The organism is Geobacillus sp. JS12, from assembly GCF_001592395.1.
GTDB lineage: Bacteria > Bacillota > Bacilli > Bacillales > Anoxybacillaceae > Geobacillus > Geobacillus zalihae.
Genome location: NZ_CP014749.1, coordinates 2,673,898 through 2,688,671 on the forward strand (window position 1 = coordinate 2,673,898; position 14,774 = coordinate 2,688,671).

Consider the following 14,774-nt stretch of genomic DNA (forward strand, 5'->3'; position numbering starts at 1 on the left):
CATAATGGCGCTTTGCGGCCTACTCGGGTCCCGCCTTTAACGGTGAGGGAGAAGCCCGAGAAGAAGGGCGGCGACTTTCGCCGTATTATGGCGAATGACCCCATCCTCGTACGTGACAATATCGTCGCGGATGACTTGCAACGAAAGCCCGCTGCTGTCGTCACGCACCGGCTCGGCCCGCTCCGCCTCGTAGCGGCGGCGGATCGCTTCCGGGATCGCTCCGCTGTTGATGATCACCGCGTCCAAAAACGGGCCGCCAAGATGAGCATGAAGCGCCTCCACATGGTCGCTCACCGTATAGTGCGGCGTCTCGCCGGCCTGAGTCATAATGTTGCATATATAGACTTTTTTCGCTTTCGCCTTGCATACTTCCTGCCCGATTTTCGGCACGAGCAAATTCGGCAAGATGCTCGTGTATAGGCTCCCCGGCCCGATGACAATCAAATCGGCGCGGCGGATGGCATCAACCGTCTCCGGCAGCGGCTCAATGTCTTCCGGCGTTAAAAACACCCTCTTAATTTTTTTTTCCGCACTCGGGATTTTTGACTCGCCAGAGACAATGGAACCATCTTCCATCTCCGCGTGCAATACGACGCTCTTGTTCGCCGCCGGCAGCACCTGGCCGCGCACGTTCAACACTTTGCTCATCTCACGGATGGCTTTCACAAAGTCGCCGGTGATCGATGTGAGCGCCGCCAAAATCAAATTGCCGAGCGAATGGCCGGATAAGCCGTTGCCGTTTTGAAAACGGTGCTGGAACAGCTCGACAATGAGCGGTTCGACGTCAGACAGCGCGGCCAATACGTTGCGGACATCCCCGGGCGGCGGAATGTGCAGTTCATCCCGCAGCCGCCCGGAACTTCCGCCGTCATCGGCGACCGTGACAATGGCGGTCAAATCCAATTCATGCTGCTTCAGCCCCTCAGCAGCACGGGAAGCCCGGTGCCGCCGCCGATGACGACCAGTTTCGCTGCTCGTTCGTTCCTCATCGGTGTATGTCCTTTCTCCTCTCCATGTCCCGGTGCGAGACAACCGTTTTATAGTCGGCCGAAAAATGGCGGGCGATATATTCTGCGAGCGCCACCGAACGGTGCTGGCCGCCCGTGCAGCCGATGGCGATCACCAGCTGGCTTTTTCCTTCTCGCTGGTAATACGGCAACATAAACGACAACAAATCAATGAGCTTTTCCAAAAACTTTTGCGTTTCCCCCCACTTGAGCACGTAGGACGATACGTCATCGTCCAACCCGGTTTTCGGCCGCATATGTTCAATGTAATGCGGGTTCGGCAAAAAGCGGACGTCAAACACCAAATCCGCATCAATCGGAATGCCGTACTTAAATCCAAACGACATGACGTTGATGGTAAACCCGGATTGAGCATGCGATGAGAACTGGCGGATGATTTTCTCCCGCAGCTCGCGCGGCTTGAGCCCCGTCGTATCGTAAATGATCTGCGCCCGTCCTTTCAGTTCTTCGAGCAGCTTCCGCTCCAAACGGATTCCTTCAAGCGGGGGCTCGTTCGGCGCAAGCGGATGCGTCCGCCGCGTTTCTTTGTAGCGGGCCACCAATGTCGAATCTTGGGCGTCCAAAAACAACACCTGGGGGACGACCCATGCCTGCTCAGCCAACTCATCGAGCGCAGCGAACAAATGATCGAAAAAATCGCGGCTGCGCAAATCCATGACAAGGGCGACTTTGTTCATTTTATTCCCGGACTCTTTGACGAGCTCCAAAAATTTCGGCAGCAGCGTCGGCGGCAAGTTGTCAATACAAAAAAAGCCGAGGTCTTCGAAGCTTTGAATCGCCACCGTCTTTCCCGCGCCGGACATGCCGGTGATGATGACGAGCTGAATCGGCTGCAGCGCCCCATTTTGCCCCATTGTCGTCTCTCCTCTCCATCAACTCGGATCCAACCGATACGAAAGCAGTTCAAACTCCTCTGTATACACAAACACCCCGTACATAACCCCTTTGCCTTTCAAGGCGTAGTCCAAAATATGATAGTCGCCAGGGGCCATCGGCAGCGTCGAAAGCGTCTCCACCTGATGCCAAGCAAGCGTCCCTTCTTCGGAAGACGGCACGTTTTCGCCAATGAAGTCGTCGGCGAAAAACGTAAACATCATCCACTCCGACACTGTTTCATTCCCATTTTTCATCACGATCGTAAAGACGCCTTTCAGCTCTGGATTTTTCAAATAAATGCCCGTCTCTTCCCGGTATTCACGAATGCATGCTTCGCGCACCGTCTCGCCGGGCTCCATTTTCCCGCCCGGAGCGACCCACCAGCCGCGCCTCGGCTTTTGCAACAGCAGCACTTGGCCGTCTTTATATAATACGCAGTTTGTCACCCGTTGCAATTCGTTCACCCCAACCATCCGCAAACACGCACATAATCATCTTTATTTTACCATAAATAGTTAGGCCGCTCCACCTTCAAACCGCTGGAAACCGTCCGCTTCCCGTCTGCAAAAACCTCGGGGCCCAACATTCCGCTTCCAGCCGAAAGACGCCATCCCCGCCGTTTCAAGCGAAACGGCAGGATGCAAGCGCCCGGCAAAAAAAGAGACGCGGACAAACGCCCGCGCCAAAAAGGATCTATATAAAAGGGGGTCAATTACTTACTTATAGCATACGACAAATGTGTTGCGCCCGTGTTACATCTGGGTTAAATAACCATTACGATTTGATTGCGATTTGGTTACCGGATCAGCTGACCCCTTGCTTATGGAGCTTTTCTTTCAGTTCCTCAACGTAATGCTGGGCGCTTTGCGCGGCGATGCTGCCGTCGCCGGTAGCCGTCACGATTTGCCGGAGCGTTTTTTCCCGCACATCACCGGCGGCGAAAATTCCCGGCACTTTCGTCTCCATCTTTTCGTTCGTGACGATATAGCCGTTTTCATTCGTGATGCCAAGATTGGCAAACGGCTTCGAGAGCGGCACCATCCCGATGTAAATGAAAACGCCGTCGCACGGAAATTCGCGCTCCTCGCCCGTTTGCGTATGCACAAGCGTCACGCTGCCGACTTTTCCGTCCTTTTCGTTGATTTGTTTCACCGTATGGTTCCAGATGAAATCAATTTTTTCATTGGCGAACGCCCGGTCTTGCAAAATTTTTTGCGCCCGCAGCTTGTCGCGGCGGTGAACGATCGTCACTTTATTGGCAAACCGCGTCAAATAGACGCCCTCTTCGACCGCCGAGTCGCCCCCGCCCACGACGACCAAATCTTTCCCTTTGAAAAACGCCCCGTCGCACACCGCACAGTACGAAACGCCGCGGCCGCCGAGCTCCGCTTCACCCGGTACGCCGAGTTTTTTATATTCCGCTCCGGTGGCGATGATGACCGCGCGGGCCTTGTACTCTTTGTCGCCGACGATGACCGTTTTGTACGCCTCGCCATCGATGATTTCTTTCACATCGCCGTATGCGTACTCCGCGCCGAATTTTTTCGCATGCTCAAACATTTTCGTCGCCAATTCCGGGCCTAAAATCGTTTCAAAGCCAGGATAGTTCTCGACTTCCTCAGTGTTGACCATCTGCCCGCCCGGGACGCCGCGCTCGATCATCAGCGTCGACAAATTGGCGCGCGATGTATAGACAGCCGCCGTCAGCCCAGCCGGCCCGGCTCCGGTAATAATGACATCGTAAATTTTTTCGTCTGCCACACCGTCCACTCCCTCGCTTGAGAATCCTTCCATTTTCATCGTATAGAAGTCGATTCGCCCTGTCTATTGATTTGCTCATGTATAGAGCCGGCGCACTTTTTGCACGTATTTTTGCACCGTCGCCGCCGAAACGCCGTATTTGGCCGCCATCTCTCTTTGCGTCACACGCTCTCCTTGCTGTCGGCGCCACATGTATTCGATCGCCGCCGCCCACGCGGCTCCGTTCGCAAATGGCTCGCGATCAGCCGACGGATGGACGGCCATCGCGAAGGCGAAGCGGCAGAGCGCTTCCTTTTCCTCATTATGCGCCGAAAGCGCATCGACCATGCGGCCGATGTTCGCCGCCCAAGCGGACGGGCCATCGGTTAAGCCGAACAAAAAGCAGTCGATAAACGGGCGCAGACGGGGATCGGACGGCAAGAGGCGGCATACCGCAAGCGACATCGATGCCTCTTTCGCCTGCGGCGAGCGGCTGAACAAGTACAATCCGTACAGACGGTCGGCCAGCTCGTCGCCCTCCAGCCAAGCCATCAAGCGGATGAGCGCCTCATCCACCGGCGCTGAAACGGCCCACGGCTCCTCACCGCGTTTTTCGGGATGAAGGGTGGCAAGCACCTCCCACATTTGCCGAGCGAGCGACTCATGGCCAGTATAGTAGGCAGCGCAAGCGAGCCAATAATAAAATGGCCCATCACCGTCAAAGCCTTGTTTATACAAACGGTGCAGCCAACGGAACGCCAGATCGAACCGCCCGACAAGCGCGAACGTCGCCCCGAGCTTGTATTGATGCTCGCGAAAAAACGGATACAAACCGGCCAGCGTCTCGCAAAGCGCGACCGCCTGTTCTTCCTCACGCAAGTAATAGGCGAAGACAAGCGCGTTGCAAAGCGCATGCAAATTGCCGGGATCGCATTTGAGCACTTCACGCACTTTCTGTTTCGCTTTGTCGACATCGCCGCTGTAAAAATAAGCAAGCGCCAAATTGTTATGCGCCGACCAAACGTCCGGATAGCGCGCGACGAGCGCTTCAAGCGCTTCAATCGCTTCCGCAAACCGCTCCTCCTCAAGCAAACGGCGGGCCCGATCCTCCAGCACCATCAGCTGCTCTTCTTCTTCCGTCCATTCCGAGCCATCGAGCCGAAGCAGCTCAAGCAAGTCAGCGGCATCGTCGGCAAACTCTCCGGCCGGCTCATGCGCCAAATAACGCTCCGCGTATTGCCTCGCTTCACGAAACAAGCCGAGGCAGGCGAAATTGTTCGCCAAAAAATACAAACAGTCGTACATCGTTTCGTCCAAATCATGGATAATTTTAAACAGCCATTGATTGGAAAATTGATATTCACCAAGCTCCGACAGCACAAGGGCGAGCTGCAAGGCGAATGAGGCGTCGCGCTCATCCAAACGAACGGCGCGCTCCAAATATTTCCTCGCCTTTTCCAAATCGCCTCGGTCGTATGCTTTCATTCCTTTTTTAAAAAAGTAATCTCCGCTTTGAATGAATGGTACAATCGTCGCTTTTCGTGATGATCGCTTCAGTTGTTTTCCCATTCTGTCCTCCGTCGTCCGTAAAATTCGTCGAACAACAGTATACCATATCGGCGGCGAAAACAAGCAAGAAACTTTAGGAATGCGGTTTTTCCGTGCAAAAAAGGAACGCCGGCGCAATGACAGACGTTCCTTTTTCTCACCTAACCATCTTATTCTTTTTTGTCGCCCGCTCCCGCCTTTTGCGCGTGCCGCTCGGCAAGCGTCGCAAGCACCGCGTCAAGCGGCAGCTTTTGTTCGCGCAACAGCACAAGCAAATGGTACAATAAGTCGGCTGCTTCCCATTTCAATTCCTCGTGGTTTTGGTTTTTGGCGGCGATGATGACTTCCGCCGCTTCTTCGCCGACTTTTTTCAAAATCTTATCGACGCCTTTTTCAAACAAGTACGTCGTGTACGACCCTTCCGGCCGTTCGGCGTCGCGCTTGGCGATGATCTGTTCCAACTCGTTCAAAATGGCGAACCGGTCGGCCGCCGGCGTGCGCGCCGCGCCGTCCAACGAGCGGGAAAAACAGGAATACGACCCGGTATGGCAAGCCGGGCCGGCCGGCTCGACGAGAACGAGCAGGGCGTCGGCGTCGCAGTCGTAGCGGATGTCAACAACGCGCTGCACGTTTCCAGATGTCGCCCCTTTATGCCATAGTTCTTGGCGCGAGCGGCTGTAAAACCATGTTTCTCCGGTCTCCAGCGTTTTTTCAAGCGACTCTTTGTTCATATAGGCGAGCGTGAGCACTTCCTTGCTTTGCGCATCTTGGACGATCGCGGGCACCAGCCCTTTTTCATCAAAGCAAATATCCGCCGTCATCGCACGTTCACCCCTCTTTCTTTCAAGTACGCTTTCACTTGCCCGACCGACGTTTCTTTGTAATGGAAAATCGATGCCGCGAGCGCCGCGTCTGCTTTCCCTTTTTCGAACGCTTCGAGGAAATGCTCCGCCTTGCCAGCGCCGCCCGAGGCGATGACCGGAACCGAGACCGCTTCGCTCACTTTGCGCGTCAACTCAATATCAAAACCGTTTTTGCCGCCGTCCGCGTCCATGCTCGTCAGCAAAATCTCCCCGGCGCCAAGACGGACCGCTTCCTGCGCCCACGCGACGACTTCCCATTCGGTCGCGTTGCGGCCGCCGTGCGTATAGACGCGCCATGAACCAAGCGTTTCATCGTATTTCGCGTCAATGGCGACGACGATGCATTGCGAACCGAAAAAGTCCGCCCCTTCCGTGATCAAGGTCGGATGGAGCACCGCGGCGGTGTTGAGCGACACTTTGTCCGCCCCGGCGCGAAGCATCCACTTCATATCCTCAAGCGAGTGGATGCCGCCGCCGACCGTAAACGGAATGGCGAGCTCGGCGGCGACGCGCTCGACGACATCGACCATCGTTTTCCGCCCTTCATGGGAAGCGGAAATGTCCAAAAACACGAGCTCGTCCGCCCCTTGCTCATCGTACGCCTTCGCGAGCTCCACCGGATCGCCGGCATCGCGCAGCTGGACAAATTGCACTCCTTTGACGACGCGCCCGTCTTTCACATCGAGGCACGGGATGATGCGCTTCGTGATCATCGCCCGCTCACCGCCTTTAACGCTTCCGCGAGCGTAAACTGATTCGTATAAAGTGCCTTGCCGACGATCGCGCCGCCGATGCCTTGTCCAGCATATTGGCAGAGCGCGCGCAAATCGTCAAGCGAGCTGACGCCGCCAGAAGCGATCACTTCTTTTCCCGTCGCCTCGGCCAACCGGACCGCGGCGGCGATGTTCGGGCCCGACAACGTGCCATCGGTCGCAATATCGGTGAAAATAAACGTCTCCGCCCCCGCCTCAGCGAGCATCCGCCCGAGCTCTTCCGCCTTGACGTTCGACGTCGCCAGCCACCCTTCTGTCGCCACGAAGCCGTCGCGGGCGTCAATGCCAATCACGATGCGGCGGCCGTATTTTTGGAGCATCTTTTTCACAAACGGCGGATCGGAAATGGCCGCGCTTCCTAAAATGACGCGGGCGACCCCATTTTCTAAATAATGCACGATATCCTCTTCCGTCCGGATGCCGCCGCCCACTTGCACGTTGACGCCCAAGCGGGCCGCTTCAATGACAAACCGGTCGTTGACGCGGCGCCCTTCTTTCGCTCCGTCCAAATCGACCATATGAATCCACTCCGCCCCTTGAGCGGCGAATTGCTCGGCCATCGCGACCGGCGAATCGCCGTACACCGTTTCTTTGTTGTAATCGCCTTGCAGCAGGCGGACGCACTTGCCGCCGCGCATATCGACCGCCGGGTAAATCGTAAACGCCGCCATCAGCCGTTCCCCCTTCCCGTGACGATGCCGACATAATTGTTCAAGATGCTCATGCCGACCGCACCGCTTTTTTCCGGATGAAACTGTGTGCCAAACACACAGCCGCGCCCGACGACCGCCGGAACATCAACGTCATATTCACTGCTCGCGAGCACGACGTCCTCATCCCCTGGAATGACATAATACGAATGGACAAAATAGACATGCCCTTCCTCGACGCCATGAAGGAGCGGCGACGAACGGTGGAAGCGGAGCCGGTTCCAGCCCATGTGCGGCACTTTGTATGGCTCGCCGGTTTTCGTGACGCCCGGAAAGCGGACGGCGCGGCCGCGAAGCAAGCCAAGCCCTTTTGTCGGCCCGTTTTCTTCGCTTTCGTCAAACAACAGCTGCATCCCTAAACAAATGCCGAGCAGCGGCGTGCCGTTTTCAACCGCCGAACGGATGAAAGCAGCTAGGCCTGTCTCATTTAAAATGTGCATCGCATCGCGAAACGAGCCGACACCGGGCAAAATCAGCCCGCGCGCCTGCTCGAGCTCCTCTTTGTCGCCGCTTAGGACATACGGACAGCCGAGCCGCTCGAGCGCTTTGCTGACGCTGTATAAGTTGCCCATGCCATAGTCGATGATCCCGATCATCGTCATCCCATCCTTTTCATTGCCATCATGTTCCCGCCAATTTGCGCGCCGATTTCGCCGGCGCGCAAATTCGTCAAGCCGCCGCCCCTTGGGACGGCCTGCCGGATCGCTTTCGCCAACCCAACGCCCATGGATGCTACAGCATCCCCTTCGTCGACGGAACGCCTTTGACGCGCGGGTCGATCATCGTTGCTTCATCCAACGCCCGCCCGAGCGCCTTAAACACCGCTTCGATCATATGGTGCGTATTGCGCCCGTAATGGACGATGACATGCAAGTTCATCCGCGCTTCAAGCGCCAGTTTCCATAAAAACTCATGCACGAGCTCGACATCAAACGCGCCGACTTTCGCTGCCGGAAACTCGCCGCGAAACTCAAAATGCGGGCGATTGCTCAAGTCGATCACAACTTGCGCCAAGGCGTCATCCATCGGCACAAACGCGTTGCCGTACCGCTTGATTCCTTTTTTGTCGCCAAGCGCTTCCTTGACCGCCTGCCCGAGGCAAATGCCGATGTCTTCCGTCGTATGGTGGTCGTCAATATGCGTGTCGCCTTTCGCGTCAATGCGCAAATCGAACTGGCCGTGCTTGGCGAACAAATCGAGCATATGGGTTAAAAACGGCACGCCCGTTTCCAGTTCGGCTTTTCCTTCGCCGTCAATCGCCAAACGCAGCTCAATGCTCGTCTCGTTCGTCGTTCTCGCGACCGTCGCTTCCCTTGCCATCGTTCATTCCCCCTTCTTCAGCCGCATCTCAACGGCGCGCGCGTGCGCCTCGAGCCCCTCGAGGCGGGCAAAGGCGGCGATTTTTTCTCCATGTTGTTTCAATGCCGCTTCACTGTAAACGATCACGCTTGATTTTTTCACAAACTCATCGACGCTCAAGCCGCTTGAAAACCTTGCCGTCCCGTTCGTCGGCAGCACGTGGTTCGGCCCGGCGAAATAGTCGCCGACCGGCTCGGAGCTGAAGCGGCCGAAAAACATCGCTCCCGCATGGCGGAGCCGGCCGAGCAGCGCGAGCGGTTCCACCGTCATCACTTCCAAATGCTCCGGCGCCAGTTCGTTCACAACATCGACCGCTTCCTCAAGCGTCTCGGTGACGTAAATGGCGCCGTAATTCTCAAGCGCCGCTTGGGCAATGTCGCGGCGCGGCAGCGTTTCAAGCTGCCGTTCGACTTCGCTCGCCACCGCCAGCGCCAATTTCATCGACGGCGTCACCAAAATGGCCGACGCCCGCACGTCATGCTCGGCTTGCGACAACAAATCGGCCGCAATCTCATCCGGTCGGGCCGTTTCATCCGCCAGCACAACAATTTCGCTCGGCCCCGCGATCATGTCGATCGCCACATGCCCGAACACTTCCCGCTTCGCCAATGCCACATAAATATTGCCCGGCCCGAAAATTTTGTCAACCGGCCGGATCGTTTCCGTCCCGTACGCGAGCGCGGCGATCGCCTGCGCGCCGCCGACTTTGTAAATTTCCGTCACCCCAAGTTCATAGGCCGCCGCCAGCACGCCAGCCGGAAGCGCGCCGTCTTGGTTTGGCGGCGAGGTGATGACAATCCGCTTCACCCCCGCCACTTGTGCGGGAATAACGTTCATCAGCACAGACGACGGATAAGCGGCCGTCCCGCCTGGCACGTACAACCCGACCGCATCGAGCGGCGTCACCTTTTGTCCGAGAATGGTGCCGTCTTCTTTCGTCATCCACCATGATTCGCGCTTTTGCCGCTCATGGTAGTCGCGAATGTTCGCCGCCGCTTGGCGAATGATCTCAAGCATCTCCGCGTCCATCGCCGCATGCGCGCGCTTCATTTCCTCTTCCGTCACCTTGAGCGAATCCAAGCGGACGCCGTCAAACCGTTCTGTATATTCTTTGAGCGCCGCATCGCCGCGGGCGCGCACGTTGGCGATGATATCAAGCACCGCGCGCCGCTGCTCCTCCGTTCCGCTTTCAATCGTGCGCCTTAGGGACACGCCGCCTCGGATCCGTTCTATTTTCATCGTTCGCTCCCCTTTCTATAGCATCCATCGGTTCACATCTGTCGAAACCCCATCGGCGCGGCGGACGCCGCCCCGCCAGCCGCCAACGCCGCGCCTCCATCAAGCTCTCTGCGGACACCCGCCTGTTTCCACCTTTTTCTACGATTGTGGGATCACCGCCGCCAATCGCTCGACCAACCGTTCAATGTCCCCGCCGTTTAGCCGGTAGCTCGCCGGGTTGACAATCAGGCGCGACGTCACCTCGGCGATCCGTTCAAGCTCGACAAGCCCGTTTTCTCTGAGCGTCCGCCCCGTGGAAACGATGTCCACGATCCGGTCGGCAAGGCCGATCAGCGGGGCGAGTTCAATGGATCCGTTCAGGCGGATGATTTCGACTTGCTCGCCTTGCTCGCGAAAATACGTTGACGCGATGTTCGGGTATTTCGTCGCCACCCTTGGTGCGATCTCGTTCATCTTGGCGCCGGGCAGCCCGGCGACCGCCAAATGGCAGCGGCTGATTTGCAAATCGAGCAGTTCGTACACATCCCGTTCTTCTTCCATCAGCACGTCCTTGCCGGCAATGCCCAAATCCGCGACCCCATGCTCGACATAGGTGACGACATCCATCGGTTTCGCCAAAATAAAGCGCATGTTTTCCTCTGGCACATCAATGACGAGCTTGCGCGACTCGTCAAATTCCGGCGGCAGCGCATAATCCGCTCGCCGCAGCAACTCGACCGCCTCTTCAAAAATGCGCCCTTTTGGCATGGCAATCGTCAGCATCATTCTTCCTCCTTGCTCCTCATCATGTCAAATGCGGCGCTGGTCCTCGAGTACACCGCATGCTCTCCACCGCCATGGGCAGCCTCTCCCGTCCGTTCTTCGCATCCGCTCTGTCCCGCCAATCGCTGCCGTTTTCAACAGCGTCGATGACCAACCGGCGGCCCCTTCTCTGTTATGTTCACTGCCCATCGCGCCCGCTGCGGCCAAGCAAATACACGATCGACCGGTAGCGCTGGCTGTAGGCGTCAATATCACGAATGCCGGCAATGTGCTGCAAGACGACGCGCTTGCCTTCCGCCCGTTTCACTTCGGCCAATTCCACCGCTTCCGCCAGCCGCTCTTGGCTGAACACGATGCACTCGATGTCATCGCGCACATCCGTTTCCCCAATCGCCTCAATCAACCGATCGACGCGCAACCCAAACCCCGTCGCCGGCGCCGGGCGCGAGAACTTCGCCAATAAATCATCATACCGCCCGCCGTTGCCGATCGGGAATCCAACCTGCTCGGCGTACACTTCAAACAAAATGCCAGTGTAATAGCTCATATGGCTGACAAGCGCCATATCGAGCTTCACCGCCTCGGCCACTCCGTACGTCCGAAGCGCCGCCATGAGCGCCGCCAGCTCATCGGCCGACCGCCGCCCCTCCTCGCTTGTGACGAGCGTTTTCGCCTGTTCAATCACGTCCGTTCCACCGCGCAAGGAAAGAAGATCCAACAGCCGCTTTTGATCGATCGACGAAAGCGGCCACGACTTCACATGTTCACGGTAGCCGACGTAATTTTTCTCATATAAAAAACGGCGCAATACACTCGCCCGCTCCTCATTCCCTAAAATCTCCAAAAACAGTGCGTTCACATACCCAATATGGCCGACCGCCACCGAAAAGCGGCCCAACCCCACGCGCTTCAACAACGCGACCATTAAGCTAATGACCTCGGCGTCGGCCGTCACCGTGCCGTCGCCGATCAACTCCACACCGATCTGCTCAAACTCCGCCGGCCGCCCGCCTTCACGCTGCTGGGCGCGGAACACATTGGCGTTGTACGCCAACCGGAGCGGATTGCCGTCTTCATAAAGCCTTGACGCCGCCACCCGGGCGATCGGCGCCGTCATATCGGGCCGAAGCACGAGCGTATGCCCTTGCTGGTCGAGAAGCTTAAACAGCCGATGATCAGCAATCGCCGACGCCGCCCCGACCGTTTCATAATACTCAAGCGTCGGCGTTTCAATAAACTCGTACCCCCAGCGCTCAATTTCCTCCGCCATCACCGAGCGCACTTGTTTTTTCAACTCATATAAAAACGGCAGCGTATCGCGCATGCCTAACGGTTTTTCAAACATAAACAGCTTTTTTGCCATGTCCCCACGCCCTTTATCAAAATGCTTTAGTTTGCTAATATGGTAGAGAAGTGAAGTTATTAGTAGTTTACTCCTTTGCGGCCACAGCGTCAAGGGGGGAATGCTTTATAAATAACAAAACGGACAAGATCGCTTCAAAAACAAGAAGCGCTTGTCCGTTTCGTTCCATGTCGCATAGGCGATTATCCACACTAATGGAATAAATCCCTAACAAAGTAGAGTACTTATTTAGATTTTCAATCCGGTAGCTATTCCCTTTTGTATCGGTAAAATGGGCAGTAAAATTTGGTCGGTAAGATGAGCCGCCAGCTATATTCACGACCCAACGCACAACCTCGTTTCTATTGTAAGTCAGTTGATTAGTGCTTAAATCCACTTCTAAAGGATAAAACGCAGGAAATACATTTGCTGCCACTGTTTTGTTCGTTCCTAATCATTATGCTCACACTTAAAAACCAGTATAGTAACAAAGCCGCGTAATTTGTTCATAGAATGACCACCCTAGTTAATAGCTTAAGCTAGGATTATAAATGGATGTAGACGCCGTCGTATACTCTTCATTGCCGAAACTAACATTTGCAACGATCTCCGCACCCCTTGGCAGCCCAATAGAGATTCCTAGATCCGCAGCCCATGTGTCATGCCCGTACCAAGCCTTAAAGGCAGAATAAGTTGTTGATTTGATTTTTGACTCGTCATTGCCAATTAAATACACATACGTCGTTCCTTTCGCGTCATACGCCGTACTGGTTAAATCATATAGAAAACCTCCGCCCGACAGACGATCTTCATCAGTCGCATTATAAATGTTCTTTGTGTCCCAATCTTTTTATCACTTTTTCTGGAAATCTTCATTTTTCCAAACAAAACCCTGCTCCCATTCAATTGGAAGGCGGTTCATTCGTGCGGACTGTCGTCGATCCCACAATAGATGGTGCTCAATAATGAATATTTTGTCTCTTTAATGAATTCGATGTTTCAGTGCTATAATTGTTGGTAAGTGAAAATATTGAAAAAAATTTGGTTCATCACCAAAAGATGTACTTGACTTTTAAAGACAAACATGATAGCAATGTTGCTCAAAGAGATGTGTGGTATAAAAAGGAAAAATGCTGTTTTGATTTTCTCTATCATAATCGTCTTTCTTTGTCAAGTACACTTTGTGGTGAAGAGCCAAAAATTTCTAGATGTCATGGAATTTAAGCATACTTTAAAAATCATGATAGCCGAATCCGACATAAACAACATGGCTGCGATCGCCAAGCATTTGTGACATTTCGTTCATCTATTAATAACAACTCGTTAAGGGCTGTCGACTTTATAAAGGTTTGCGGATTGATGGGGGGATGGAATTGCGGTTAGAGATACAAAGCCTCAATGATCGTTTTAACGGAGAGAGGAGAGAAACCATGTTAAAAAAGTTGCATGAGAATAAAGATTTGGTAAGAGAAATGAATAGACAGCTAATGGAACTGCAAAAAATCATTGAGAATATGGACGAAAAGCGGGGAAGAATATTTATTGAGTGGCTTGAAACACAAAACAAATATCTCGTCTGGGAAGAAACATTTGACCCATCTTACCTAAGAGCTTATAAGCGGTCAGAAATCGTTTTAGCGCATTTTGGCTTTAATGTCGGCGCTGAATTCGGCGGCATGCACTATGCTGTTGTCATTCGCGATAGTTCAAAAAACAATCCCGTCGTCAACGTCGTTCCTTTATCTTCATTAGACGAAAACGAAACAGAACAGGATGTACATAAAGACTCGGTCTTTTTAGGTACGATTGAGGGACTGAACGAAAAAAAGGCAGTGGCCATTCCAAACCAAATGCGCCCTATAAGCAAAATTCGCATTTTCAAACCCAAAAAAGCAAAAGACGGCGTTTTCAAATTAACAAGCGAACAAATGGACTTGATTGACGAAAAAATCCGTAGGATGTACACTAAACTTAGAAAAGATCCAGAAAACCGTTCTTGACACTTCTGTCAAAATGCTTTATTATCTTCTTTGCATGAGATTCGGAAAACAAGCATACGATAAATAATGCCCTTTGGGTTCCTTGAACTCAAGTGCGGCCAAAAATATTTTTCAACTGACCGCCGCATGCGCGGTCCAAAAGGAAAAGCCGCCCCATTTACGGGGTGGCTTTTTACGTGTTTCGCTGACTTTGCATCTTGTGAACTCTCTCTTATCCACTTTCACCGAAAGTTGTTATTCCCATTCTCACCTAAACAGGTTAGACATGAAAAGCCCAATATCGTTTATCATATAGGCATGTACATGCGACGAGCCACACGCAAAAACAAAGACGGAACGACCGTGGCGTATCTCCATCTTGCTCACAACGAATAGGATCCAAAGATCAAATGGAGGAAAGCAAAGGTGATGGGGATGGAAGGAATTTTGTTTGTGTCGTGATCGTCGAACTCAGGTAAACAATTCCCTCACTTTTTCTGGCCCCTCATTTTTCCAAACCAAAACCCGCCCCCGTTCAATCGGAAGGCGGTTTGT

The 14,774-nt window shown here is 54.2% G+C and carries 16 protein-coding genes and 1 pseudogene; 1 reads left to right on the forward strand and 16 read right to left on the reverse strand.

Annotated elements, in window-relative coordinates; translation table 11 throughout:
• Positions 1–36: 36 nt before the first annotated feature.
• The 16 genes and pseudogenes from A0V43_RS13180 to A0V43_RS20530 all read right to left on the reverse strand — a co-directional run bounded on the left by A0V43_RS13180 (position 37) and on the right by A0V43_RS20530 (position 12,676).
• Positions 37–989 (reverse strand): annotated as a pseudogene (locus A0V43_RS13180) (gluconeogenesis factor YvcK family protein).
• Entirely contained in the window at positions 986–1,882 is an 897-nt protein-coding gene (rapZ, locus tag A0V43_RS13185) for an RNase adapter RapZ (RefSeq protein WP_013146374.1), read from the reverse strand. The pseudogene A0V43_RS13180 and the gene rapZ overlap by 4 nt, the downstream one beginning before the upstream one ends.
• Positions 1,883–1,900: 18 nt before the next feature.
• Positions 1,901–2,377, reverse strand: a complete 477-nt coding sequence (locus tag A0V43_RS13190) for an NUDIX hydrolase (RefSeq protein ID WP_014196721.1) — start codon at positions 2,375–2,377, stop codon at positions 1,901–1,903.
• A gap of 331 nt (positions 2,378–2,708) precedes the next feature.
• The gene (gene trxB / locus A0V43_RS13195; protein ID WP_063193284.1) at positions 2,709–3,665 is read right to left on the reverse strand and encodes a thioredoxin-disulfide reductase; all 957 of its coding nucleotides are present in this window, start codon (positions 3,663–3,665) and stop codon (positions 2,709–2,711) included.
• A gap of 75 nt (positions 3,666–3,740) precedes the next feature.
• Positions 3,741–5,213 (reverse strand): tetratricopeptide repeat protein, encoded by a 1,473-nt coding sequence (locus A0V43_RS13200; RefSeq protein WP_063193285.1) that lies wholly within the window; start codon positions 5,211–5,213, stop codon positions 3,741–3,743.
• Between the two features lie 149 nt (positions 5,214–5,362).
• Positions 5,363–6,013, reverse strand: coding sequence for a bifunctional phosphoribosyl-AMP cyclohydrolase/phosphoribosyl-ATP diphosphatase HisIE (gene hisIE / locus A0V43_RS13205; RefSeq protein WP_020755648.1), 651 nt, complete (start codon positions 6,011–6,013; stop codon positions 5,363–5,365).
• Complete coding sequence (gene hisF, locus A0V43_RS13210) at positions 6,010–6,768, reverse strand: imidazole glycerol phosphate synthase subunit HisF (protein ID WP_063193286.1); 759 nt, start codon at positions 6,766–6,768, stop codon at positions 6,010–6,012. The genes hisIE and hisF overlap by 4 nt, the downstream gene beginning before the upstream one ends.
• Positions 6,765–7,499 carry a 1-(5-phosphoribosyl)-5-[(5-phosphoribosylamino)methylideneamino]imidazole-4-carboxamide isomerase gene (gene hisA / locus A0V43_RS13215; RefSeq protein WP_063193287.1) on the reverse strand — a complete coding sequence of 245 codons (735 nt, stop codon included), beginning with the start codon at positions 7,497–7,499 and terminating at the stop codon, positions 6,765–6,767. The genes hisF and hisA overlap by 4 nt, the downstream gene beginning before the upstream one ends.
• Positions 7,499–8,140, reverse strand: a complete 642-nt coding sequence (gene hisH, locus A0V43_RS13220) for an imidazole glycerol phosphate synthase subunit HisH (protein WP_063193288.1) — start codon at positions 8,138–8,140, stop codon at positions 7,499–7,501. The genes hisA and hisH overlap by 1 nt, the downstream gene beginning before the upstream one ends.
• The gene (locus tag A0V43_RS20810) at positions 8,137–8,265 is read right to left on the reverse strand and encodes a hypothetical protein (protein WP_257722291.1); all 129 of its coding nucleotides are present in this window, start codon (positions 8,263–8,265) and stop codon (positions 8,137–8,139) included. The genes hisH and A0V43_RS20810 overlap by 4 nt, the downstream gene beginning before the upstream one ends.
• Positions 8,266–8,270: 5 nt before the next feature.
• Complete coding sequence (gene hisB / locus A0V43_RS13225) at positions 8,271–8,858, reverse strand: imidazoleglycerol-phosphate dehydratase HisB (RefSeq protein ID WP_063193289.1); 588 nt, start codon at positions 8,856–8,858, stop codon at positions 8,271–8,273.
• Positions 8,859–8,861: 3 nt separating this feature from the next.
• A complete protein-coding gene (gene hisD / locus A0V43_RS13230; protein ID WP_063193290.1) occupies positions 8,862–10,136 on the reverse strand; it encodes a histidinol dehydrogenase in 1,275 nt (424 codons plus the stop codon).
• 138 nt (positions 10,137–10,274) lie between these two features.
• A complete protein-coding gene (gene hisG, locus A0V43_RS13235) occupies positions 10,275–10,898 on the reverse strand; it encodes an ATP phosphoribosyltransferase (RefSeq protein ID WP_063193291.1) in 624 nt (207 codons plus the stop codon).
• 27 nt (positions 10,899–10,925) lie between these two features.
• Positions 10,926–11,087 (reverse strand): hypothetical protein, encoded by a 162-nt coding sequence (locus A0V43_RS19855; protein WP_164834622.1) that lies wholly within the window; start codon positions 11,085–11,087, stop codon positions 10,926–10,928.
• Positions 11,077–12,261 (reverse strand): ATP phosphoribosyltransferase regulatory subunit, encoded by a 1,185-nt coding sequence (locus A0V43_RS13240; protein WP_013524599.1) that lies wholly within the window; start codon positions 12,259–12,261, stop codon positions 11,077–11,079. The genes A0V43_RS19855 and A0V43_RS13240 overlap by 11 nt, the downstream gene beginning before the upstream one ends.
• Before the next feature lie 67 nt (positions 12,262–12,328).
• Positions 12,329–12,676, reverse strand: a complete 348-nt coding sequence (locus tag A0V43_RS20530; RefSeq protein WP_236930828.1) for a hypothetical protein — start codon at positions 12,674–12,676, stop codon at positions 12,329–12,331.
• A gap of 931 nt (positions 12,677–13,607) precedes the next feature.
• On the opposite strand from A0V43_RS20530, the gene A0V43_RS13255 reads away from it, so the two are divergent.
• The gene (locus A0V43_RS13255; protein ID WP_236930829.1) at positions 13,608–14,240 is read left to right on the forward strand and encodes a type II toxin-antitoxin system PemK/MazF family toxin; all 633 of its coding nucleotides are present in this window, start codon (positions 13,608–13,610) and stop codon (positions 14,238–14,240) included.
• Positions 14,241–14,774 lie beyond the last annotated feature (534 nt).